The sequence below is a fragment of the Thalassovita taeanensis genome, from assembly GCF_900110775.1.
Taxonomy (GTDB): Bacteria; Pseudomonadota; Alphaproteobacteria; order Rhodobacterales; family Rhodobacteraceae; genus Litorimicrobium; species Litorimicrobium taeanense.
In genome coordinates this window covers 115,245-136,728 of the sequence record NZ_FOEP01000004.1, presented here as the reverse complement: position 1 = coordinate 136,728, position 21,484 = coordinate 115,245, and the positions used below count along the sequence as shown (strand labels likewise).

The window sequence follows — 21,484 nt, the reverse complement described above, 5'->3', positions numbered from 1 at the left end:
TTGATCAGACAAAAGGAGAGACGTGATGTCTTTCAAATCCAGCTTTCTGGCAGCTGCTGCTGCCCTTACTTTCGCCATGCCCGCCTATGCCGACGGCATCATGGTTATGGATCCCTATGCGCGTGCGTCGTCGATGATGTCGGTCTCGGGGGCGGCGTTCATGATGATCGAGAACCATTCAGGCCAGGACGACCATCTGGTCAGCGCCGCGTCAGATGTGGCCGAGCGGGTCGAGCTGCACACTCACAAGGAAAACGCGCAGGGCGTGATGCAGATGCTGCACGTTGAAGAGGGATTCGATCTGCCCAAGGACGGCGTTCTGGCGATGCAGCGCGGTGGCCACCATGTGATGTTTCTGGGGCTGAAAGAGCCGATGGAGCAGGGCAAGATCATTTCGCTGACCTTGCACTTTGAAAAGGCGGGTGACGTGGTTGTGGATGTGCCCGTCGATCTGGAACGCAAGCCGATGCATGGGATGATGAACCACGGCACCATGCAGAATGGTCAGATGCCGACAATGTCGAACTGATCGGGCGGGAACGTTTGTTCCGGGGCGGCTGTGCCGCCACCGCTTCCAAGCAACAGCCGGGCCAATGGTCCGGCTGTTTGTTATTCAGGCCTTTCCAGGCGGGGGGGGGGGGCTATTGGGGCAGCAAGCTGTCCACCCAGATGGGCACGATCTGTGTCGCCTTTCCGAAATGGGTTTCTGCGAAATCCGACACGACCGAGGAAGGATCGAGGTTCAGCTCGACCGTGTGAGCCCCGGCGCGCGCTGCATCTTGCACGAAGGCGGCGGCGGGATAGACCTGCCCAGACGTGCCGATGGCGGCAAAGATGTCAGCATCGCGCAGGTGATCCCAGATTTCGGACATATGATAGGGCATTTCGCCGAACCAGACCACATCGGGACGGGTGAGCGGCGCGGCGCAGGCGGGGCAGGGGTCATCCGGGGTCATGTTTTCGGGGGCCGCCCAGCGATGGCCGCACCCGCTACAGAGCGCTCTGTCCAACTGCCCATGCATGTGCAGCACGTCTTCGGCGCCGGCGGCCTCATGCAGGGAGTCGACGTTCTGCGTCACGATCAGCACCTGCCCAGCATAGTCGCGTTGCAGCCGAGCAAGGGCGCGGTGGGCCCCGTTGGGGCGGGCACGGGCAGCCTGCGTGCGGCGGGTGTTGTAGAAGTTTTGCACCAGCGTGGGGTTGCGTGCGAAGCCTTCGGGGGTGGCAACGTCCTCGATTCGGTGTTGCGACCATAGCCCGCCTTCGTCACGGAATGTGCCAAGGCCACTTTCGGCGGAGATGCCCGCCCCTGTGAGGATAACAATCTTTCCCATGGGTGTGCCCTGTAATATCCTTGGCGTCGAAGACGCTTGAAATGCCAATTGCCTCCGACAGAGTCGAAAATGCTCATCTGGCCCCACAGGAGCCATCAATGCCTTACCGTATCCTGTTTGTTTGTCTTGGCAATATCTGCCGGTCCCCCGCAGCCGAAGGTGTTATGCGCAAACACCGGCCTGATTTGGTGCTGGACAGTGCAGGCACGTCCGGCTGGCATGTCGGCGAAGCGCCCTATGACCTGATGCAGCAGGCGGCTTTGGCACGGGGGTACGACCTGTCAGGCTTGCGGGCGCGGCAGTTCGAGGCGTTGGATTTCGAGCGGTATGAACTGATTTTGGCGATGGATCGTGCGAATTTGGACCGTATCGAGGATTTGCGCCCCGCAAGGTGCACGTCGCCGGTGAATCTGTTTGCGGATTATGCCGGGCAGGGGATCAGCGAGGTGCCCGACCCGTATTACACGCGCGATTTCGATGGCGTTCTGGATTTGATCGAAGCGGCCGCTGCGGGGTTGAGTGCCGCTATTTAGGGCAAGTATGCCCTGAGCAAGGATGTTTTGGAAATGAGATGGCCAAGTTTTCGGGTTTTCCGAAAGCGGGATTGAGGGCTTCGAAAATCAGCGAAGCCTGAAGGCGAACGGGCTTGGCAGGTCAGAGGGGCTGTCGTTTCATGGCGGCGCGCAACAGGAGCCCCCTTATGTCAATTACCCGAATGAAACCCGCCCCAGGACTATCGTCGCAGGCTGCGGCTGATGTCTGCGATACTGTTCAACTTATGTTGGCACGGATCAGGTTGGTGGGTGAGGCCGCTGTACGCGACTATGCGCAGCGGCTTGACGGTTGGGAGGGGGAGATCGTTGTGCCGTCCGAGGCGATCGCGCGGGCCATACGCGAGGTGCCGCAGACTTTGAAGGACAGTATTGGCTGGGCGCATGACAATATCCGGCGCTTCGCCGAGGCACAGCGCGCGACGTGCCATGAGATGGAGGTGGAACTGCGGCCCGGGTTGTTTGCCGGGCAGCGGTTGCTGCCGCTGGAGGCGGTTGGGGCTTACGTGCCCGGCGGACGCTATGCTCATATTGCCAGCGCACTGATGACGATTGCGACGGCGCGCGCGGCGGGTGTCGGGCATATCACGGCTTGCTCTCCGGCGAAGGCGGGTGAAGGTATTCCTGCGGCGATCCTCTATGCGATGCATCTGGCCGGGGCGGACAGGGTCTTGGCATTGGGAGGCGTGCAAGCGGTGGCCGCGATGGCCGGGGGGCTGTTTGGTGGGCCCGGCGTGGATATTCTGGTGGGGCCGGGCAATGCCTATGTCGCCGAGGCCAAGCGACAGATGTTTGGCCCCTTGGGGATCGACATGTTTGCCGGGCCGACAGATTCGATGATTCTGGCCGATGTCGAAGCCGACCCGTATTTGGTGGCTTGGGATTTGGTGGGACAGGCCGAGCATGGTGCAAATTCGCCGGTGTGGTTGGTGACGGATCATGTGCCGTTGGCGCGGCAGGTGATGGCATTGGTGCCAGAATGTATCGCGCAGCTGCCAGTGCCAAACCGCGAGGCAGCGGCGTCCGCTTGGGCGGCGTTGGGCGAGGTGGTTTTGTGCGATAGCCGCGCGGAAATGGCGGGGTTCGCCGATGAGGTCGGGCCAGAGCATCTGCATGTGCAGGCCGCAGATCTGGAGTGGTGGTTGGCGCGGTTGCGGTCTTACGGATCGCTGTTTCTGGGCGAGGAAACTACGGTGGCCTTTGGCGACAAGGCCGCCGGGCCGAACCATGTTTTACCGACCAGCGGCGCGGCGCGGTATACCGGCGGTCTTTCGGTGCACAAGTTTCTGAAGGTCGTCACGTGGCAACGGGTGGAGGCGCAGGCCTTGCCCGATCTGGCGCGCGTGACCGCGCGGATCAGCCGCGAGGAAGGCATGGAAGGCCACGCCCGCACCGCCGATATCCGGTTGGAGAAATTCTGCCCGGCGGTGCGATTGGCAGTGGGGTAATCAGCCGTTGGCGGCGGCCCACTCCCAATAGAGTTGCCGCGCGCGTTTGGTGACCGGGCCGATAGGGTATGTGGTGTCGTCAAAGGCAGTCACGGGCGTGACTTTGCTCATGTTGCCGGACAGAAAAACCTCGTCAGCGGCGTGGAAGTCGTCGAAGGTCAGCACGGTCTCGTGCACCAGAAAACCATCGGCGCGCAGGTTCTGGATATGGCGCGCGCGCGTGATGCCGGCCAGAAAGGTACCGTTGGCGATCGGGGTGAACACCTCGTTATCCTTGACCATGAAGACATTGGCGCTGGCGCTTTCGGCGACATTGCCCATCGCATCGGCCACCAGAGCGTTGCCGAAGCCTTTGGCTTTCGCCTCGGCCAACATGCGGGAATTGTTGGGATAAAGACTGCCGGCTTTGGCGTTGCACACGGCGTCTTCAAGCACGGGGCGGCGGAAACGGGTGCGGGTCAGTGTGGTTGACGCCTCGGGCAGGGCCATCGGCACCTGTTCCAGTGAGATGGCAAAGCCCGTCTTGTCTGGCAACGGCACGATCCCGGTGGCATCGCCATCAATGGCCCAATACATCGGGCGGATATAGACGGCGGCGTCTTCGGGATAGGCGCGCAAGCCATCGCGGATGATCTGCACCATGTCATCGGTTTCAACGGTGGGGGTGATCATCAGCGCCTTGGCGGAACGGTTCACGCGGGCGCAATGCGCGTCCAGGTCCGGCGCCAAGCCATTGAAATAGCGCGCGCCGTCGAATACGGTGCTGCCCAGCCAGCTGCCGTGATCGGCGGCGTTCATCACTGGCATATCGCCCTGATGCCAGATGCCGTTGAAATATGTGCGGATATGCGAACCGATTGCCATGTCGAACTCTCCTTATTGGCGCGCAGCCTAGGAGGGCGGGCCGGGGGCGTCCAGAGCAAAACCGGCTTGCGGTTTCCGCAAGGCTCAGGAGCGCGGCGGTGCCTCGGACAGAAGCTTTTGCAGGTCCAGAGGGCTGTTGGACATGCTCAGCTGCGCGTCGGCATCGCGAGGCCAATCCTCGGGGGCGCGGTCGCGGTAAAGCTCGACGCCGTTACCATCGGGGTCGGAGAGGTAAATCGCTTCGCTGACGCCGTGATCTGCGGCGCCTTCCAGATCCAACCCTGCCTCGAGCACACGGCGCAGGGCGTCGCCAAGGCTGGCGCGGTCGGGATAAAGAAAGGCGGTATGGTACAGGCCGGGATGGTGGCGCGGGGCGGGGCCGCTGCCCAGACTTTCCCAAGTGTTCAACCCGATATGGTGGTGATACCCGCCCGCCGAGAGAAACGCGGCCTGTGTGCCATACCGCTGCATCAGTTCGAACCCGAGAACGCCAGAATAAAATCCGATGGCACGGTCAAGGTCGGACACTTTTAAGTGCACGTGGCCGATGCGGGTGTTGGGGTGAACGGGGGTGGTCATTTGCTTTCTCCGGTTTGTCGGTATGTCAGCAAGATAGTTGACGCATATTTGCACTGAAATAGCGAAGTTCGCACGCAAATTGTGCGAATATGCTTAGGTGCGCGGGGGCGCCCGGCGCGCACTGCATTGTGATTTGTGAATGTGTCCGGGGTTTGCTTTGTGTGGCAGAAACATAGTCAGACGAGGCAGATATGAGCACTTTGAATCGGCGCCTATTTATCGGTGCGGCTGCGGCTTTGGTGGCCAGCCCGCATGTGGCCGCAGCAGCGGTGCGCAACAATATCTCGAGCTTTCGGACGATGGATTGGCGCGACCATTTTGACAGCTTGGACAAAGGGGCGATCGTGGCCGATACCACGTCACGCGCGCTGCATTTTTGGTCTGGGGATGGCAGTATCTATCGGTTGTATCCAACCTCGGTGCCGATCAGCGAGGAGCTGACGAGGCTGGGGTATACCCGCGTGATCAAGAAGGTCGAAGGCCCGACATGGACGCCAACCCCGTCGATGCGCGAGCGCGACCCGTCGCTGCCTGCGGTGATCCCGGCAGGGCCGAAGAACCCACTGGGCACGCATGCGCTGTATCTGAGCTGGCAGTATTATCGGATCCACGGGACGCATGACACGCGCAAGATCGGGCGCAGGTCGTCGGATGGGTGTATCGGGCTGTATAACCAGATGATTGCCGAGCTTTACGGTTTGGTAGAGGTCGGCACGCAGGTCCGGCTGGTTTGATGCCGGTTAGGGTGGGCGTCACACGCCCACCCCTTGACGTGCTTTTAGGCCGAGCGCACCATGCCGACGATATCATAAGTCTTTTCAAGAATCGGGGTGGCGATGGTGCGGGCGCGTTTTGCCCCGGCGCCGAGCAGGCGGTCAATCTCGGCCGGGTCGCGCATAAGCCGCGACATTTCGGTCGAGATCGGAGACAGCTTGGCCACGGCCAGGTCTGCCAGCATCGGTTTGAATTCCGAAAACTGTTTGCCGCCCACGTCAGCCAGCACCTGATCAACGGTCATATCCGACAAAGCGGCATAGATGTTCACCAGATTGCGGGCATCGGCGCGCTCTTCCAGACCTTTGGCCTCGGAGGGCAGCGCCTCGGCGTCGGTCTTGGCCTTGCGGATCTTTTTGGCGATGGTGTCTGCATCGTCGGTCATGTTGATGCGGCTGGCATCGGAAGGGTCGGATTTGGACATCTTCTTGGTGCCGTCACGCAATGACATGACGCGGGTGGCCGCGCCTTCAATCACCGGTTCGGTGATGGGGAAGAAGTCGACGCCATAGTCGTGGTTGAACTTGGCGGCGATGTCGCGGGTTAGCTCGACATGCTGCTTCTGGTCCTCGCCCACCGGCACTTGGGTGGCGTGGTAAAGCAGGATGTCAGCGGCCATAAGCGCCGGATAGGCATAAAGGCCCAGCGAGACTTTTTCGGCGTTTTTGCCAGCTTTGTCCTTGAACTGGGTCATCCGGTTCATCCAGCCTAGGCGCGCAACGCAATTGAAGATCCAAGCCAGCTGTGCGTGTTCAGGCACCTGACTTTGGTTGAACAGGATTGAGCGTTCTGGATCAACACCGGAGGCAATGAAACCAGCGGCCAGTTCGCGGGTTTGGCGGCGCAGGGCGTCGGGGTCTTGCCAGACGGTAATGGCGTGCAGGTCAACCATGCAGTAAATCGTTTCAATACCGCTGTCTTGCGCCTGCGCAAACCGCTTGAGTGCGCCAAGATAGTTGCCGAGGGTCAGCCCCCCCGAGGGCTGAATGCCCGAGAAAACGCGGGGGGTGAAGGCCGCGTTCGGGTTGGATTGCGTTTGGACCGCATCCGCCATGGTGTTTCTCCGTCTGGATTTATGGGTGCAGTTGGCTTACCCATGCGAAAAAGCCCCGTCAAGGAGAGGCCCATGAGCAGCCCAGAGAATGAAAGCCCCGTCAACCCGTTGCCGCCCGTTGTGGTGGCGTTGTTTTTGCTTGTCATTGGGATCGAGGCAGCATTGTGGCTGGGCGGCCGCGGTCTTGTTGGTGGGCCGGGTGCGGTGGGGTGGCGGCTTGAAGCGGTTCAGCGCTATGCGTTTTCTGGACCGATCTTTGACTGGATGCTGGAGAACAACCACTGGCCGTTCGAGCATGTGATGCGGTTTGTGACCTATCCATTTGTGCATGCCAGCTTCACACAGGCGGTGTTTTCTGGCGCGATGCTGTTGGCCTTGGGCAAGATGGTGGGCGATGTATTTTCGCAGCTCGCCACGCTGGCGGTGTTCATGCTGTCGTGCGTTGTGGGCGCGCTGGCCTATGGCCTGTTTCTGAGCACGCCAGTGCCGCTGATGGGGGCGTTTCCGGGGGTATACGGCCTGATTGGGGCATTCACCTATCTGATGTGGTTGCGGCTGGGGGTGCTGGGCGAGCAGCAGGCCCGGGCGTTTTCACTGATCGGGTTTCTGATGGGAATTCAGTTGGTATTTGGGATTCTGTTCGGCAGTCAGCCCGATTGGGTGGCCGACGTGGGGGGCTTTGCTGCGGGGTTCGCGCTGTCGTTTTTGGTCAGCCCCGGTGGCTGGAGCAGACTCCGCGCCCGGTTGCGCCACAAGTAAGGCGCGCGGCCGACGTGTCTGCTTGCCGGTGTTTCAAAACCTGGTGCCGCGCCGCATCATAAGCGCCAGTGAGATCGCCCAGATCCCATTGCTGAGCAGCTCAATCGCCAGTAGGACGCCAATGGCGATGACTCCTGAGCCGGGTGTGTTGGTCAGAATCATGATACCAAGCAGCAGCGACAGCGCCCCCGACAGAAGCAGCGAGGCGCGGAACGGGCCGGAAAGGGCGCTCCAGCTCATCAGCAGCTTCACCACGCCGGAAATCGCAAGGAGCACGCCCAGCACGATTGTCAGCCCCACGACCCCTTCAAGCGGATCGGCCAGAAGCGACACCCCCAGAAGCATCATCAGCACGCCCAGAATGATCTGGACAACGCGCCAGCCCGGAGCCGTCAGGCCCGCAAGCAAGAGCAGCGCGCCGAGCACAGCGAAGCTCCAACCAATCAGAAGGCTGACGGCAACAGAGGCCGCGAGCGGGTAGATCAGCGCAACAACGCCTGCTGCAAGTGCAAGCAAGCCGGTGATGAGAAGAAGGGTGGTGCCGCGCATCAGATCGTCCTTTGCAGAAAACGTGATCAGGTTCGCCCCCAACCTGCGCCGACTGCGCGGGTTTGACAAGGATGCACATATTTGCGCCGGGCCGCGTTTATCAGCCTCGGCGCAATGCGCGTTTGAATTCGGACAGGCGGAAGGCGCCGATCAGCTGACCGATCCCGAAATAGCTGATTATTCCTGCCAGGATCAGCACCAGCAGCGCCAGATAGCGCAGCCCATCCATTCCCAGGAACGGGGTCAGCAGCGCCATTGCCGCCCAAAGCACCACGCCCATTCCAAGTGCTGCGGCGATGATACGCCAGATCCGGGCATGGAAACGGGCGTCAAAGCGAGCTATCTCGCCAAAAGGGCGGGTGCCGCGGATCAGCAGCCCGACCATGACCCAGCCCGCCATCGTGGTGGCAATGGCCGAGGCAAGCCAGCCCACCAAGGGCGCCAGCCCGATGGCGATGGCGGCATTGGCGATCATGGCGGCCACGGCGTAATAGAACGGGGTGCGGGTGTTTTCGCGCGCAAAGAACAGCGGTTGCAGGATTTTCTGGACCACAAAGGCCGGCAGGCCAAGGCCATAGATTGCCACGGCGGTGGCAATGGCGGCGCTATCATCCGAGGTGGTCGCACCGCGCTCAAACAGCACTGACACCAGTGGCAGGGGGATGACGATCAGCGCCACGGCGGAGGGGATGGTCAGCGACAGCGAAATCTCGGCGGCGCGGCTGAGCGCTTCGCGCGAGCCTGCGGTGTCATTGGCCTTGAGCCTGCGAGACAGGTCGGGCAGCAAGACGACGCCAACGGCAATCCCAACCACACCCAGCGGTAGTTGATACAACCGGTCTGCAGCATAGAGCCAGCCGACGGCACGGTCAAAATAGCTGGCGACCTGTTGCCCGACCAGCAGGTTGACCTGCATCACGCCGCCCGCAAGAGCTGCGGGAATGGCGACGCGCACAAGGCGGCGCATTGCCGGTGTCCAGCGCGGGCGTTGCAGGCGTAGGTGAAACCCGGCGCGTTTGGCGGCGGCCCAGACCAGCGCCAGTTGCGCCATCCCGGCCAGCGGGATCGCCCAGATCAGGGCACGCGCCACGTCGCCGCCTGCAAGCGCGGCCAGCGTCATGGCGCTGACGAGCACGATGTTGAGCAGCACCGGGGCGGCAGCAGCGGCGGCAAAGCGGCCAAGCGCGTTCAGAACCCCCGACAGCAGGGCCGCCAGCGAGATGAACAGCACATAGGGGAAGGTGATGCGGCCAAATTCGACCGACAGCTCGAACTGTGCCTGTCCTGCAAAGCCGGAGGCCAGCGCATAGATCATCCACGGCATCACCGCCATGGCAAGCAACGTCAGCGCGATCAGCACCGAGGCTAGACCGGCAAAGGCTTGGGAGGCGAAGTCGTCGGCATCTTCACCGCCCTCAAGCCGCTTGGAGTATTGCGGGATGAAGGCCATGTTGAACGCGCCTTCGGCGAAGAAACGGCGGAACATGTTGGGTAGGCGGAAGGCGACGACATAGGCCTCGTAGGCTGGGCCGGTGCCCAGATAGGCGAGGATCATCGCATCACGTACAAACCCCAGAACGCGGCTGGCAAGGGTCCACATGCCGACCGTCACAAAGCCTGAAAGCAGGCGGATGGGCTTCACGAAATGGCCCTTTCCGCACCCTTTACAATTGCGTCGCGCAATTTGCGCTCCAGCGTTTTTTGTTTGGGGACAGAGTGGAATTTCAACCCGAACATGTCTTTGACATAGAAGGTGTCGACCACCTGTTCGCCGTAGGTCGCGATCACGGCAGACGCGATATAGACATTGTTGGCGGCCAGCGAGCGGGTCAGGTCGAACAGCAGGCCGGGACGATCGCGGGTATCAACCTCGATGATGGTGTAAATTTCGGAGCCTTCGTTGTCGAAAGTGATCGAGGTTGCCACTTTGAACGCGCGCTCGCGTTTCTTGATCTTGTCGCGCGAACGGATGGCCTCGCTTGTCAGAACCTCGCCGCGCAGGGTTTTGCTGATCATCTTGCGCAGGCGTGGCAGGCGGGCTTCTTCATACGGGTGGCCATCGGCATCCTGCACCCAGAACACGGCAGTGGCATAGCCATCTTTGGAGGTATAGGTGCGGGCGTCGACCACATTGGCACCGACCAGCGCCAAGGCACCAGCCAGCCGCGAAAAGATGCCCGGATGATCGACAAGAGCAAAACAGGCGCGGGTGGCGTCGCGGTTTTCATCCGGGTGCAGATCGATACGGACCTCATCGTCGGGTATATCGCGCAGCAGATTGGCAAAGATCGCCTGTGTCGCGGTGTCCAACCCTTGCCAGTAGGGTGGGTAATGACGGTTGGCTTCGACCCGGATTGCTGCCGGATCCCAGCCGTTGAGCGCCTCACGCAGCAGCCTTTTGGCCTCGGCCCCGCGGTTTTCGCGGTTCAACTCTTCCAGCCCGTGTTCCAGCGCCTGTGCGGTTTCGCGGTGCAGCTGGCGCAGCAGCATGGCTTTCCAATTGTTCCAGACACCGGGGCCGACGCCGCGAATGTCGCAGACTGTCAGCACTGTCAGCAGATCCAGCCGCTTGCGGGTTTTTACCGCCTTGGCAAAATCGCGCAGGGTGCGCGGGTCGCTCAAGTCGCGTTTCTGGGCCATGTCGGACATCAACAGGTGATAGCGCACCAGCCATTCGACGGTCTCGCAATCGGCCTTGTTGAGGCCCAGACGCGGGGCAACTTTGCGGGCGATCTTGGCGCCGAGAACCGAGTGATCTTCATCGCGGCCTTTGCCGATGTCATGCAGCAACAGCGCCACATACAGAACCTTGCGGTTCACGCCCTCACGCAGGATCCGGCTGGCCAGCGGTAGGGATTCCACCAGCTCGCCTTTTTCGATCTGGGCCAGGTTGCGGATGCACTGGATCGTGTGCTCATCCACGGTATAGCTGTGATACATGTTGAACTGCATCATCGCCACGATCGGTTCAAATTCGGGAATAAAGGCCGACAGCACGCCCAGTTCGTTCATCCGGCGCAGGGCGCGTTCGGGGTTTCCGTGCTTCAGCATCAAGTCGAGGAAAATGCGCTGCGCCTCGCGGGTGGTGCGCATGTCGTCATCGATCAGATCCAGATTGGCCGTGATCAGCCGCATCGCATCGGGGTGGATCAGCATGCCGGTGCGCAGCGCCTCTTCGAACAGGCGCAGAATATTCAGCTTGTCGTCCAGAAATGCCGTTTCATTCTCGATGGCGATCCGGTTGTGGATGACCTTGTAGCCGGGTTTGATCCGTGGGGTGCGGCGGAAAATCCGCTCCAAAAGCGGCTCGCTTTTGACGTGCATCGCCTCAAGCTTGGTCAGGAAAATCCGGGTCAGGTCGCCGGTGGCGGTGGCGTGGCGGAAATAGTCCTGCATGAAATGTTCGACCGCGCGGCGCCCGCCTTTGTCCTTGTATCCCATCCGCTCGGCTACATCGACCTGCAGATCGAAGCTGAGCTGATCCGAGGCGCGCCCGGTGATCAGGTGCAGATGGCAGCGCACCGCCCAGAGAAAGCTTTCGGCTTTGAGAAAGTTTTTGAACTCGTCGGCGGTGAAGACCTTGAGGTCCACCAGATCGGCGGCATCCTGCACGCTGTGCAGGTATTTGGCGATCCAGAACAGCGATTGCAGGTCACGCAGCCCGCCTTTGCCTTCCTTGACGTTGGGTTCGACCACATAGCGCTGGCCACCTTGGCGTTCGTGGCGCGCGTCGCGTTCGGCCAGCTTGGCCTCGATGAACTCGGGGGCGGTGCCTTTGAATAGCTCTTTGCGCAGGCGCCGGTCCAGTTCTGCCGCCAGATCCAGGTCGCCGCCCAGAGCGCGATGCTCCAGCAGGGCGGTGCGAATGGTGAAATCCTCGCGGCCCAGCCGTATGCAGTCTTTGATCGTGCGCGAGGCGTGCCCCACCTTCAGCCGCAGATCCCACAGGATATACAGCATGGATTCGATCACGCTCTCGGCCCAGTCCGAGATTTTGGTCCGGGTCAGAAACAGCAGATCGACATCGGAATAGGGGGCCATTTCCCCGCGGCCGTATCCGCCGACTGCAATCAGTGCCAGACGCTCGGGGTCAGCAGAATCAGGCAGCGGATGCATCAGGCGAGTGGCCACATCCAGCGCCGTGATGACAATGCAATCGGTCAGCCAGGTATAGGCGCGGGTGACGGGTCGGGCCTCGAACGGGCGCTTGGCAAACCCGGTCTCGATCGCATCCATGCCGCGTTTTCGGGCTTCGGTCAAAATGGGCACCACGGCGGCGCGAATATCGGCGTCCGTCGGGGAATTGGCGGTTGCGGCGTCAATTCGGGCCTGAATGTCGGCGTGGTCGAATATCATTTCTGCCGGACAGATCAGGCTGTCCGGCGCAGCGGGTATATTGGACATTTGGGATCTTCGGTTAAGGTCAGAAGCCAAGGCCATCAAAGCTTCTTGGAGCCTGATCGATGATCACGACTTGTTTGTCGCGGATTTGGGCCACAGCCAGCCCTCGTTCGTTAGTGCCGTCGCTGCGCAGGCGTAGGATGCCGTTTACACCCTGAAAACCCGCTCCTTGGGTCAGGGCGCTTGCGGTCAGGGCATCGCGTTTACCTGCTTTGACCAAGGCGCCAATCGCGGCGATGCCATCATAGGCCAAGCCACCAATCGGATGCGGTTGCCCGCTGAAGGCGGTGTTGTAACGACTGCTGAAACGGGCTGTCATTGTTGGGTCAGGCATGGCGAACCATCCGCCCTGAACGCCAGGCAATTCCAGAGTTTGCGCCGGAATGTCCCAACGTGTCAGGCCGATGTACTGGGTTGTTTCGGGGCGTACGCCTGCCTCGGGCAGAAGTTGACTGAAAAGGGGCATCGCGCCCGCTGTATTCGCTGTCAGAAACAGGGCATTGGCGCCACCGGACGACACAGCCGAACGGATCTCAGGGATCGCGCTCACAACGCCTTGTTGCGAGAAGTCATAGCTGACGGTTCCGGCAAGTGTGGCACCGGAGCGGCCAATCGCGTTCTGAATGGCATTTCGGCCCAATTGGCCTGCGACAGTGCTGTCGTGGGCAATGACAATACGATCTTTGCCGTGACGTGCCGCATAGCTGACCAGCCTGTTTGCGGTGTTCTGAAAGGTCGGGCCAAGGATGAAAAGGTTCCCGCCAGCAATGGTGGTGTTGTTGGAAAAAGACAGAACGTTGATGCCTTTAGGGGCCACGGCCACGGCCACTGCGTTGGCCTCTTCACCGTAAACCGGCCCGAGGATGATCTTTGCGCCATCGCTTACCGCCTGCAGGGCCTGTGCCTGCGCCTGTGCGGGGCTGCCACCGGTGGAATAGACGCGCAGATCAATGCTGGCGCCTTCCAGATCCGAAATCGCCAGGCGCGCTGCGTTCTCCAAGCTTTGTGCCAACAGGTCATCACCTGAGTTGCCGCCGCCACGCGGGACCAGAAGCGCCACAGGCACCGGGGCGCTTGTGTTGATCGATGGACCGCCACCGCCGATGCCACCAAGGGAGACAGGTTCGCATGCCGCCAGAATGACAAGCGCGGTTAGCGCAAAGAAAAGGGCTATTGCCTTGCGGGCGTTGGCTAAAACGGCGAACATGGGCTGAGTGCACTCCCTCGTGACCGGCGGTTTCCTTACTGCCGGTCTTCGGTTGCCGATAATAGACACAGTGAAGGGCGGGTCCAGTGTTGAATCTTCAAAAGACGAAACTGACGGCTGGCTTGTATCTTTTGGCCACACCGATCGGCACTGCGCGCGATATTACATTGCGGGCGCTGGATATTCTGGCCAGTGCCGATGTTCTGGTGGCCGAGGATACGCGCAGCCTGCGCAAACTGTTGGAGATCCATGGTGTACCGTTGGGGGATCGGCCAGTCTTATCCTATCACGATCACAATGGCGCCCAGATGCGCCCGCGCCTGCTGGCCCTGCTGGCCGAGGGGAAATCGCTTGCCTATGCGTCCGAGGCGGGCACGCCGATGATTGCAGATCCGGGGTTCGACCTGGCGCGCGCGGTGCGCGAGGCCGGGTATCCGGTGACCTCGGCGCCGGGGCCGTCGGCAGTGGTGACGGCGCTGACATTGGGCGGATTGCCGACCGATAAGTTCTTTTTCGCAGGCTTCTTGCCGAATGCCAAAGGCCAGCGGAAAACCGCCCTTGCCGGGGTCAAAGACGTGCCCGCGACGCTGGTTTTCTACGAATCACCCAAACGAATCGCCGCCATGCTGGCCGATGCGGCCGAGGTGCTGGGTGCGGAACGCGAGGCCGCAGTTTGCCGCGAGCTGACCAAGAAATTCGAGGAAATCATCCGCGCCCCCCTGTCAGAGTTGGCGCAAATCTGCGCCGATCGGACCCTGAAGGGCGAAATTGTTGTTCTTATTGATCGCGCGGGTTCACCAAGCGTTAGCGAAATCGAGCTAGAGTCGCAGGTGAGCGAGGCGCTTGAGACGCTGAGTGTTCGCGATGCCGTCGATCTGGTGTCAGTCCGAACCGGGCTGCCCCGGCGACAGGTGTACCAATTGGCTCTGAAACTCGACGGTAAGGCATGACAGCACATTCTTCTTCCGAACAGGGCGTGGCGGCTCCGGTTCAGAACCGGCGAAGCAGAGGGCGTGTGGCCTATCTGTCGGGGTCCGCTGCTGAGGGCAGTGTTGCCCGCCACTATGAACGACGTGGGTTGCCCTTGGCGGAGCGTCGTTGGCGTGGTCGGGTCGGCGAAGTCGATCTGATCGTGCAGAATGGCAATGGGCTGGTGTTCGTTGAGGTCAAGAAAAGCAAGAGTTTCGACCGCGCCGTGGCGCAATTGAGCACGGCGCAGATGCGGCGCATCTATGCCACGGCCGAGGAGTATCTGATCGGTATGCCCAAGGGGCAGCTTACCGAGGTGCGATTTGACGTCGCTTTGGTGAATGCGCATGGTGAAGTGAAGATCATTGAAAACGCCTTTGGCCATTTCTGATTTGCCTCTGCCAGTGGACTGCGCCATGTAAAGGGCAGATTGTATTGAGGGACACGCATGAAAATCGCCTTTCAGATGGACCCGATCGGGCCGGTCAACATCGACGCTGACAGCACATTCCGCATTGCCGAAGAGGCGCAGGCGCGTGGGCATGAGTTGTTTTATTACACGCCCGATCAGCTGTCGTATCAGGAGGGACGGATCGTTGCGCGGGGGTGGCCGCTGACCGTTCAGCGCGTCAAAGGCGATCATTTCCGGCTGGGCGAGGAGCAGGAGGTGGATCTGTCCGAGTTTGATGTGGTCTGGCTGCGCCAGGACCCGCCGTTTGACATGTTCTATATCACGACCACGCATCTGCTGGACCGCATTCACCCCAAGACGCTGGTTGTGAATGATCCATTCTGGGTGCGCAATTATCCCGAAAAACTGCTGGTGCTTGATTTTCCGGATCTGACGCCGCCGACAACGATCGCGCGTGATCTGGCGACGATCCGGGCGTTCAAGGACAAGCATGGCGATGTGATCCTGAAGCCGCTGTATGGCAATGGCGGCGCGGGCGTGTTCCGGCTGACGGAAAGCGATCGCAATCTGTCATCACTGCACGAGCTGTTCACCGGGTTCAGCCGTGAGCCGCTGATTGTGCAGAAATTTCTGCCCGATGTCAGCAAAGGCGACAAGCGGGTGATTTTGGTCGATGGAGAGCCGGTTGGCGCGATCAACCGGGTGCCGCAGGCAGGTGAAACGCGGTCAAACATGCATGTTGGCGGGCGCCCCGAAAAGATCGGGCTGACAGAGCGCGATCTTGAGATTTGTGCACGTATCGGGCCGCTTCTGCGCGAAAAGGGCCAGGTTTTTGTCGGGATCGATGTGATTGGCGACTATCTGACGGAAATCAACGTGACCTCGCCCACCGGCATTCAGGAACTTGAGCGGTTCGACGGTACTAACGCTGCCAAAAAAATCTGGGAGGCGATTGAGGCCAAACGCGCATGAGCCTGCGGCGGCCCGTACTGAATCTTGTCCTGCGCCTGACCGAGAAGCCGTATTTGGCGCGGGTCCAAGACCCCGAGAAGGCGCGCGCAGGGTTTGAGGGCAAAGCGCGTTTGTGGTTCCGCGCGCCGCGCGGCACCACCACCACGCAGGTGATGTTGGGCTCAGTTCCTGCCTTGCGGGTCGAAGCACTTCAGGCGGGCGACCCCGGCGTAGTCCTTTACTTCCACGGGGGCGCTTATGTGTTTGGCTCGCCCCGGACCCATCGCGGAATGTTGGCGCATCTGTCACGCATGACTGGGTTGCCCGCGATTTTGCCCTATTACCGGCTGGCGCCCGAGAACCCGTTTCCCAAGGCGCTTGACGATGCACTGTCCAGTTACCGCGCATTGCTGGCAAGCGTACCGCCTGAACAGATCGTGCTTGGCGGCGACAGCGCGGGGGGCGGGCTTGTGCTGGCTCTGGTCGCGGCATTGCGGCAAGCGGGCGCTCCGTTGCCACGCGCCGCGTTTGCGCTGTCCCCCTTCACAGACATGAGTTTCTCCGGTGCCTCAATCCAACGGAATGCGCGCTGCGAGGTGATGCTGCCGACGTCGCGGTTGACCGAACTGCGGGATATGTACCTTCAGGGGGCGGACCCCAAAGACCCACGTGCGTCACCGTTATTTGGCGATTTCAACGGGTCCGGTCCGGTGCTTCTGACCGTAAGTGATGCGGAAATACTCGAGGATGATTCGCTGAGGATGGCAGATGTGTTGCGGGCACAGGGGGTTCATGTTGATCTGCTGCATCGCGGTGGCCTGCCGCATGTCTGGCCAATGTTTCAGCGCCTGCTGCCCGAGGCCGACCGTGATCTGGCCGAAATTGCCCGTTGGGTGAAAGACCAGCTTAGCCTTCATTCATCGCGGTAATGCGGTAGGACGCGGCTTCGGCAATGTGCGGGCGCAGGACGGCGTCGGACCCGTCCAGATCGGCGATGGTGCGGGCCACGCGCAGCACCCGGTGATAGCCGCGCGCCGACAGGCCAAACCGTTCGGCGACCCGGATCAGCAGGGCGCGGCCTTCGGTATCAGGGCTGGCGACGTCCTCGAGTGCGGCACCTTCGGCGTCGGCATTCAGGTGGGTGTCAGGCAGGTCGGCGAAGCGCCGGGCCTGAATGGCGCGCGCGGTGGCCACGCGTGCGCTGATCTGCGCCGAGGTGTCACCCGAAGCGGGCAGATCCAGATCAGTATAGGCCACGGGCGGCACCTCGACTCGCAGGTCGAAACGATCCATCAAAGGGCCACTGATCCGCCCCAGATAATCTTCGCCACAGATCGGTGCACGGGAGCAGGCGCGTGCGGGGTCGCTGAGGTATCCACATTTGCAGGGGTTGGCGGCAGCCACAAGCATGAAGCGGCAGGGGTATTTCACATGGGCATTCGCACGGCTGATCATCACTTCGCCCGTTTCGATCGGCTGGCGCAGGGTTTCCAGAACAGCGCGTGGAAATTCGGGAAACTCGTCCATGAACAGCACGCCGTTGTGCGCCAAGGACATCTCGCCAGGTTTGGCGCTGCGCCCCCCGCCGACAATCGCGGCCATCGAGGCGGTATGGTGTGGCTCGCGAAAAGGCCGCACGCGCGAGATTCCGCCCTCATCCAACAACCCAGCCAGCGAGTGGATCATTGAGGTTTCCAGTGCCTCCGCCGGGGACAGGGGCGGCAAAATGCCGGGCATGCGCGCGGCCAGCATGGATTTGCCCGACCCAGGCGAGCCCACCAGCATCAGATGATGCCGCCCGGCGGCGGCAATTTCCAAGGCGCGTTTGGCCCGCTCCTGACCCTTCACGTCGCGCAGGCAGCGGCCCTGAAAATCATGGCTGACCTCACCGGGTTGCGCAGGGGACAGCGGCGATTGGCCGGTATAATGGCGCACGACATCCGCCAGCCCCGCCGCTGCGATCACCTGACAAGATCCGACCCAAGCGGCTTCGGCCCCCGAGGCTTTGGGGCACAGCAGGGTCCGGTCCTCTTCCGCTGCAGACATTGCGGCGGGCAGGGCGCCGATCACCGGCACCAACGACCCGTCCAACGACAGCTCGCCCAATGCGGTTGTGCCCTCGACCGCATCGCGCGGGATGATCTCGAGTGCTGCCAGCAGCGCCAGCGCAATGGGCAAGTCGAAATGGCTTCCCTCTTTGGGCAGGTCGGCGGGCGACAGATTGATGGTGATCCGTTTCGACGGCAGTGCAATCGCCATCGCGCTGAGTGCGCTGCGCACCCTTTCGCGCGCCTCGCTGACGGCTTTGTCCGGCAGGCCCACGATGGAAAATGCGGGCATTCCGGGGGTGACGGCGCATTGCACCTCGACCCGCCGTGCAGTGACGCCCTCGAACGCCACGGTATAGGCCCGCGCCACCATTCCCGCCTCCATCCCCATTATGGTTAAAGCCCGTTAACAGGAAACTACCGCAGCAGAGCTTTAGGAATGGTTAACGCCCGTCCCCGATCGCTTCAGGGCAGGGCCATGAATTGTGGCCACGCTTCCGGATCGTTCACGGTTTTGTCGCGGCAAAACGGGTTGCAGAAACCGAAAACCCTGCCGTCCAACTCCATGAAATCCGTAACGGGTTCACCGGAATAGGGGCAACTGGGGTTTTCGGAGGTCTGTGCGGTGACGGGCTTGGCTGGCAAAACTTGCGGTCCGGGCCACCCGCGGCTGGGCAGGTCCATGGCATAGGGCACTGGGTCATAGGTCTTGACCAAGCCCATCGCCCGCCATTGCCGAAATGTCGGATCGGCCAGAACATGCGCCACATAGGCCCGCGCCGCATCGCTGACCGGCAGGTCATACCCCGCGATCCGCGCGGCGACGGGCGCGAAAAATACATCGGCCAGCGAATAGGTGCCGAATAACCACGGCCCACCGGCCCCATGGCGATCGCGCGCCAAGGCCCATAGCTGCTCGACCCGGTCCAGATCTGCGCGCACGGCGTCAGAGACCACGAAGCCTTGGTATTGGTGAAGAAGTTGCATCGGGCAGGCGCTGCGCAATCCGCCGAAACCGGCGTGCATTTCCGCCGACAACCAGCGCGCCAAGGCACGTGCTTCGGGGTCTGCGGGCCACATCCCGGCGTCGGGGTGACGCTCGTTCAGGGTTTCGGCCATCGCCAGGGTTTCGCCGATCACCATGCCATCTGGCGTGCGCAGCACCGGCACAAGGCGTGCCGGGGTCAGCTGCGCCAGATCGCTGTGAAAGGTGCCGTCATACAGCCCGACCAGATGGGCGCGATGGGGCAGGCCGAATTTCTCCAGCATCAGCCAGCCACGCAGTGACCAGCTGGAGAATGTTCTGTCACCGATATAAAGATCATAACTCATCAAGGCGCGCCTCTCGCAAATAACAGCAGAATCAACATCATGCTATCGTCGGCTTCACATCACGCAAAGTGAAGAGTTGTGGCGGTACAGATCACGGGAGGTGATTGATCCGCCCGGCGCGCCATCCCTCTGCGCCAAGCGTCAACTCGGTCACGGACAGGTTTTCGATCTTGTGCGAAAACGCTTCGTAGGCGCCGATCTGCAAGGCCTGTTGCACTTGCGTCAGGATCACACCGAAATGCGCCACAGCGACGATATCACGCCCCGGATGGGCGGCAATCAGCCGGGCAACGGCACGATCAACGCGGGCCACAACGTCGTGCCAGCTTTCGCCGCCGGGCGGGCGCACATCGCCGGGGTTTTCCCAATACGTACGGATATGGGCCTGATCCTCGACGTCGGAAAACCGTTGCAGTTCCCAAGCTCCGAAATGGATCTCGCGCAGGTCGGGATCGTGCGGCAGGCGGGTGCGCGGCCCGACGATGGAATCGGCGGTGGCCGCAGCACGCGACAGGTCCGAGGAGATCACCAGCGCCTCGGGCGGCAGATGCGCGTTGAGCCGCGACAGTTGCGCGGTATCGGACAGATCAGCGGGCAGGTCGGACCAGCCGACCATGGTTTTCGCGTGAGTCGGGCCATGACGGACCCAGAAAAATCGGCTCATGGCAGTTGTCCTTTCAGCGCCAGCGGCAGCCCGGCCATCACGGCCACCACCAACCCCGCCTGCGCAGCCAATGCCTGATTGAGCCGCCCTTGTGCCTCGCGGAACTGGCGGGCAAGGGCGTTGTCGGGCACGACGGACATGCCCAACTCATTCGAAACAACGACCACTGGTGCTGCACAATTCAGCAGTGCAGTCAGTAGTCTGGCCTGTTCACCGGGCAAATCGCTGTCGGCCAAAAGATGGTTGGACAGCCACATCGTGGCGCAATCCAGCAGCACCACCTGATCGGCGCGGGCCTGCGCCAGCGCGCCGGTCACGTCCAATGGTGCCTCGATCGTGGTCCAGTTGGCGCCACGTTGCGCCTTGTGACGAGTGACTTTGGCCTGCATTTCTTGGTCCCAAGCCTGTGCCGTCGCCAGATACAACCGCGCCGCGCCGGTGCCCGTGACCAGCGTTTCGGCCCAAAGAGATTTGCCCGAACCGGCCCCACCCAGAACCAGCGTCAGCTTATCAAGCATTTTAAATGCACCTTATTGTGAACCAAATCGGCTTGCCGTGCGTATCATTAGCATCTGTAATGAAACAAGGCACGTCAGGCGTGCCGTATTACCGGGGGTTCGTATGGCACTTGATGCACCAAATGACATGTCCCTGTCGCGCAAGGCAATGAAAGCCGAATTGCTGGATGCCGAAACCGAACGGCAACTGGCCTATGCGTGGCGCGATCATCGGGACGAGGCGGCGCTGCACCGCCTGATCACGGCCTATATGCGGCTGGCCATTTCGATGGCGTCCAAGTTCAAGCGCTATGGCGCGCCGATGGGCGATCTGATTCAAGAGGCCAGTCTTGGCCTGATGAAGGCCGCAGACAAATTTGACCCGGACCGCGGCGTGCGGTTTTCGACCTATGCGGTATGGTGGATCAAGGCCAGCATACAGGATTACGTGATGCGCAACTGGTCGATGGTGCGCACCGGGTCGACCTCGTCGCAGAAATCGCTGTTTTTCAACCTGCGCCGGGTTCAGGCCCGGCTTGAGCGCGAAGCGCAGGCGCGCGGCGAGCCGTTGGACCGGCATCAGATGCGGCAGGCGATCTCGATGGAGGTCGGCGTGCCGCTGCGCGACGTCGAGATGATGGAGGGGCGGCTTTCGGGGTCTGATTTCTCGCTCAATGCCACACAATCGTCCGAGGACGAGGGCCGCGAGTGGATCGACACACTTGAGGATGACAGCTCGCAGGCGGCTGAAATTGTCGAGGACCGGCATGATACGCAGGCTCTGCGTGCTTGGTTGCTTGAGGCAATCGGGGCGCTGAACCCGCGAGAACAGTTCATTGTCCGCGAGCGCAAACTGCGCGAACCGCCGCGCACATTGGAATCGCTCGGTGAGGAACTGGGTCTGAGCAAAGAGCGGGTGCGGCAGCTTGAGGCGGCGGCCTTTGCCAAGATGCGGAAATCGTTGGAAGACCGGTCGCAGAATGTGCACGAGTTCCTGAGCTGAAGCGGTTGTTCTGAAGGCCAGGGGGCGGGCTCTTGTCTCCTCCGGTGCATGTGCCTAGTGTCGGGCCGAGGCAACCGGGGGGCAAAAG

The 21,484-nt window shown here is 61.5% G+C and carries 22 protein-coding genes; 10 read left to right on the top strand and 12 right to left on the bottom strand.

The features are described from left to right. The first annotated feature begins 25 nt into the window (after positions 1-25). The gene (locus BSF79_RS07380; RefSeq protein WP_090269226.1) at positions 26-529 is read left to right on the top strand and encodes a copper chaperone PCu(A)C; all 504 of its coding nucleotides are present in this window, start codon (positions 26-28) and stop codon (positions 527-529) included. Between the two features lie 112 nt (positions 530-641). On the opposite strand, the gene BSF79_RS07375 is transcribed toward BSF79_RS07380, so the two are convergent. Next, positions 642-1,334: an NAD-dependent deacylase gene (locus BSF79_RS07375; protein ID WP_090269225.1), complete on the bottom strand. Its 693-nt coding sequence runs from the start codon at positions 1,332-1,334 to the stop codon at positions 642-644. 98 nt (positions 1,335-1,432) lie between these two features. Between BSF79_RS07375 and BSF79_RS07370 the strand changes: the two genes are divergently transcribed. After that, on the top strand, positions 1,433-1,867 hold the full coding sequence (locus BSF79_RS07370; protein ID WP_090269224.1) for a low molecular weight protein-tyrosine-phosphatase: 435 nt from the start codon (positions 1,433-1,435) through the stop codon (positions 1,865-1,867). 167 nt (positions 1,868-2,034) lie between these two features. After that, a complete protein-coding gene (gene hisD / locus BSF79_RS07365) occupies positions 2,035-3,333 on the top strand; it encodes a histidinol dehydrogenase (RefSeq protein WP_090269223.1) in 1,299 nt (432 codons plus the stop codon). On the opposite strand, the gene BSF79_RS07360 is transcribed toward hisD, so the two are convergent. Beyond that, positions 3,334-4,197, bottom strand: coding sequence for a branched-chain amino acid aminotransferase (locus tag BSF79_RS07360; protein ID WP_090269222.1), 864 nt, complete (start codon positions 4,195-4,197; stop codon positions 3,334-3,336). It lies immediately after the preceding gene. Positions 4,198-4,281: 84 nt separating this feature from the next. Next, complete coding sequence (locus tag BSF79_RS07355; RefSeq protein WP_090269221.1) at positions 4,282-4,776, bottom strand: VOC family protein; 495 nt, start codon at positions 4,774-4,776, stop codon at positions 4,282-4,284. A gap of 191 nt (positions 4,777-4,967) precedes the next feature. On the opposite strand from BSF79_RS07355, the gene BSF79_RS07350 reads away from it, so the two are divergent. Beyond that, on the top strand, positions 4,968-5,510 hold the full coding sequence (locus tag BSF79_RS07350; protein ID WP_090269220.1) for a L,D-transpeptidase: 543 nt from the start codon (positions 4,968-4,970) through the stop codon (positions 5,508-5,510). 44 nt (positions 5,511-5,554) lie between these two features. Here the strand turns inward: BSF79_RS07350 and trpS are convergent, their stop codons facing one another. Continuing rightward, a complete protein-coding gene (gene trpS / locus BSF79_RS07345; RefSeq protein WP_090269219.1) occupies positions 5,555-6,604 on the bottom strand; it encodes a tryptophan--tRNA ligase in 1,050 nt (349 codons plus the stop codon). Between the two features lie 72 nt (positions 6,605-6,676). Between trpS and BSF79_RS07340 the strand changes: the two genes are divergently transcribed. Then, complete coding sequence (locus BSF79_RS07340; protein ID WP_090269218.1) at positions 6,677-7,363, top strand: rhomboid family intramembrane serine protease; 687 nt, start codon at positions 6,677-6,679, stop codon at positions 7,361-7,363. 33 nt (positions 7,364-7,396) lie between these two features. On the opposite strand, the gene BSF79_RS07335 is transcribed toward BSF79_RS07340, so the two are convergent. The 4 genes from BSF79_RS07335 to BSF79_RS07320 all read right to left on the bottom strand — a co-directional run bounded on the left by BSF79_RS07335 (position 7,397) and on the right by BSF79_RS07320 (position 13,520). Next, positions 7,397-7,912: a DUF308 domain-containing protein gene (locus tag BSF79_RS07335; protein WP_139246397.1), complete on the bottom strand. Its 516-nt coding sequence runs from the start codon at positions 7,910-7,912 to the stop codon at positions 7,397-7,399. Positions 7,913-8,012: 100 nt separating this feature from the next. Beyond that, positions 8,013-9,554: a murein biosynthesis integral membrane protein MurJ gene (gene murJ / locus BSF79_RS07330; protein ID WP_090269216.1), complete on the bottom strand. Its 1,542-nt coding sequence runs from the start codon at positions 9,552-9,554 to the stop codon at positions 8,013-8,015. Then, positions 9,551-12,316, bottom strand: coding sequence for a [protein-PII] uridylyltransferase (locus tag BSF79_RS07325; protein ID WP_090269215.1), 2,766 nt, complete (start codon positions 12,314-12,316; stop codon positions 9,551-9,553). Before BSF79_RS07325 ends, murJ begins: the two co-directional genes overlap by 4 nt. Positions 12,317-12,335: 19 nt before the next feature. Continuing rightward, positions 12,336-13,520: a penicillin-binding protein activator gene (locus BSF79_RS07320; protein ID WP_090269214.1), complete on the bottom strand. Its 1,185-nt coding sequence runs from the start codon at positions 13,518-13,520 to the stop codon at positions 12,336-12,338. 89 nt (positions 13,521-13,609) lie between these two features. On the opposite strand from BSF79_RS07320, the gene rsmI reads away from it, so the two are divergent. From rsmI to BSF79_RS07300, 4 genes are read left to right on the top strand one after another with little or no spacing between them, the layout of a single operon-like run. Next, positions 13,610-14,470 (top strand): 16S rRNA (cytidine(1402)-2'-O)-methyltransferase, encoded by an 861-nt coding sequence (gene rsmI, locus BSF79_RS07315; RefSeq protein ID WP_090269213.1) that lies wholly within the window; start codon positions 13,610-13,612, stop codon positions 14,468-14,470. Then, entirely contained in the window at positions 14,467-14,880 is a 414-nt protein-coding gene (locus BSF79_RS07310) for a YraN family protein (protein WP_090269212.1), read from the top strand. The genes rsmI and BSF79_RS07310 overlap by 4 nt, the downstream gene beginning before the upstream one ends. Positions 14,881-14,937: 57 nt before the next feature. Further along, positions 14,938-15,873 (top strand): glutathione synthase, encoded by a 936-nt coding sequence (gshB, locus tag BSF79_RS07305; RefSeq protein WP_090269211.1) that lies wholly within the window; start codon positions 14,938-14,940, stop codon positions 15,871-15,873. Then, positions 15,870-16,781, top strand: coding sequence for an alpha/beta hydrolase (locus BSF79_RS07300; protein ID WP_090269210.1), 912 nt, complete (start codon positions 15,870-15,872; stop codon positions 16,779-16,781). Before gshB ends, BSF79_RS07300 begins: the two co-directional genes overlap by 4 nt. Here the strand turns inward: BSF79_RS07300 and BSF79_RS07295 are convergent. From BSF79_RS07295 to cobU, 4 genes are all read right to left on the bottom strand, one after another. Continuing rightward, complete coding sequence (locus tag BSF79_RS07295; RefSeq protein WP_090269458.1) at positions 16,759-18,273, bottom strand: YifB family Mg chelatase-like AAA ATPase; 1,515 nt, start codon at positions 18,271-18,273, stop codon at positions 16,759-16,761. The two genes, BSF79_RS07300 and BSF79_RS07295, sit on opposite strands and share 23 nt — an antisense overlap. Positions 18,274-18,365: 92 nt before the next feature. Continuing rightward, the gene (locus BSF79_RS07290; RefSeq protein ID WP_090269209.1) at positions 18,366-19,232 is read right to left on the bottom strand and encodes a glutathione S-transferase; all 867 of its coding nucleotides are present in this window, start codon (positions 19,230-19,232) and stop codon (positions 18,366-18,368) included. 91 nt (positions 19,233-19,323) lie between these two features. Continuing rightward, positions 19,324-19,896 (bottom strand): histidine phosphatase family protein, encoded by a 573-nt coding sequence (locus BSF79_RS07285; RefSeq protein ID WP_090269208.1) that lies wholly within the window; start codon positions 19,894-19,896, stop codon positions 19,324-19,326. Beyond that, complete coding sequence (gene cobU / locus BSF79_RS07280) at positions 19,893-20,414, bottom strand: bifunctional adenosylcobinamide kinase/adenosylcobinamide-phosphate guanylyltransferase (RefSeq protein WP_090269207.1); 522 nt, start codon at positions 20,412-20,414, stop codon at positions 19,893-19,895. Before cobU ends, BSF79_RS07285 begins: the two co-directional genes overlap by 4 nt. Positions 20,415-20,517: 103 nt before the next feature. Here cobU and BSF79_RS07275 point away from each other — a divergent pair, with 103 nt between their 5' ends. Continuing rightward, positions 20,518-21,396, top strand: a complete 879-nt coding sequence (locus tag BSF79_RS07275; RefSeq protein ID WP_090269206.1) for an RNA polymerase factor sigma-32 — start codon at positions 20,518-20,520, stop codon at positions 21,394-21,396. The last annotated feature ends 88 nt before the right edge of the window (positions 21,397-21,484 follow it).

Bases quoted from the DNA above. Each gene is read 5' to 3' on its own strand.
- gshB (WP_090269211.1), top strand. From the start codon at position 14,938: ATGAAAATCGCCTTTCAGATGGACCCGATCGGGCCGGTCAACATCGAC.
- BSF79_RS07310 (WP_090269212.1), top strand. From the start codon at position 14,467: ATGACAGCACATTCTTCTTCCGAACAGGGCGTGGCGGCTCCGGTTCAG.
- BSF79_RS07300 (WP_090269210.1), top strand. From the start codon at position 15,870: ATGAGCCTGCGGCGGCCCGTACTGAATCTTGTCCTGCGCCTGACCGAG.
- BSF79_RS07325 (WP_090269215.1), bottom strand. From the start codon at position 12,316: ATGTCCAATATACCCGCTGCGCCGGACAGCCTGATCTGTCCGGCAGAA.
- cobU (WP_090269207.1), bottom strand. From the start codon at position 20,414: ATGCTTGATAAGCTGACGCTGGTTCTGGGTGGGGCCGGTTCGGGCAAA.
- BSF79_RS07370 (WP_090269224.1), top strand. From the start codon at position 1,433: ATGCCTTACCGTATCCTGTTTGTTTGTCTTGGCAATATCTGCCGGTCC.
- BSF79_RS07340 (WP_090269218.1), top strand. From the start codon at position 6,677: ATGAGCAGCCCAGAGAATGAAAGCCCCGTCAACCCGTTGCCGCCCGTT.
- hisD (WP_090269223.1), top strand. From the start codon at position 2,035: ATGTCAATTACCCGAATGAAACCCGCCCCAGGACTATCGTCGCAGGCT.
- BSF79_RS07350 (WP_090269220.1), top strand. From the start codon at position 4,968: ATGAGCACTTTGAATCGGCGCCTATTTATCGGTGCGGCTGCGGCTTTG.
- BSF79_RS07295 (WP_090269458.1), bottom strand. From the start codon at position 18,273: ATGGTGGCGCGGGCCTATACCGTGGCGTTCGAGGGCGTCACTGCACGG.
- BSF79_RS07355 (WP_090269221.1), bottom strand. From the start codon at position 4,776: ATGACCACCCCCGTTCACCCCAACACCCGCATCGGCCACGTGCACTTA.
- BSF79_RS07275 (WP_090269206.1), top strand. From the start codon at position 20,518: ATGGCACTTGATGCACCAAATGACATGTCCCTGTCGCGCAAGGCAATG.
- BSF79_RS07360 (WP_090269222.1), bottom strand. From the start codon at position 4,197: ATGGCAATCGGTTCGCATATCCGCACATATTTCAACGGCATCTGGCAT.
- BSF79_RS07290 (WP_090269209.1), bottom strand. From the start codon at position 19,232: ATGAGTTATGATCTTTATATCGGTGACAGAACATTCTCCAGCTGGTCA.
- BSF79_RS07335 (WP_139246397.1), bottom strand. From the start codon at position 7,912: ATGCGCGGCACCACCCTTCTTCTCATCACCGGCTTGCTTGCACTTGCA.
- BSF79_RS07285 (WP_090269208.1), bottom strand. From the start codon at position 19,896: ATGAGCCGATTTTTCTGGGTCCGTCATGGCCCGACTCACGCGAAAACC.
- BSF79_RS07380 (WP_090269226.1), top strand. From the start codon at position 26: ATGTCTTTCAAATCCAGCTTTCTGGCAGCTGCTGCTGCCCTTACTTTC.
- trpS (WP_090269219.1), bottom strand. From the start codon at position 6,604: ATGGCGGATGCGGTCCAAACGCAATCCAACCCGAACGCGGCCTTCACC.
- BSF79_RS07375 (WP_090269225.1), bottom strand. From the start codon at position 1,334: ATGGGAAAGATTGTTATCCTCACAGGGGCGGGCATCTCCGCCGAAAGT.
- BSF79_RS07320 (WP_090269214.1), bottom strand. From the start codon at position 13,520: ATGTTCGCCGTTTTAGCCAACGCCCGCAAGGCAATAGCCCTTTTCTTT.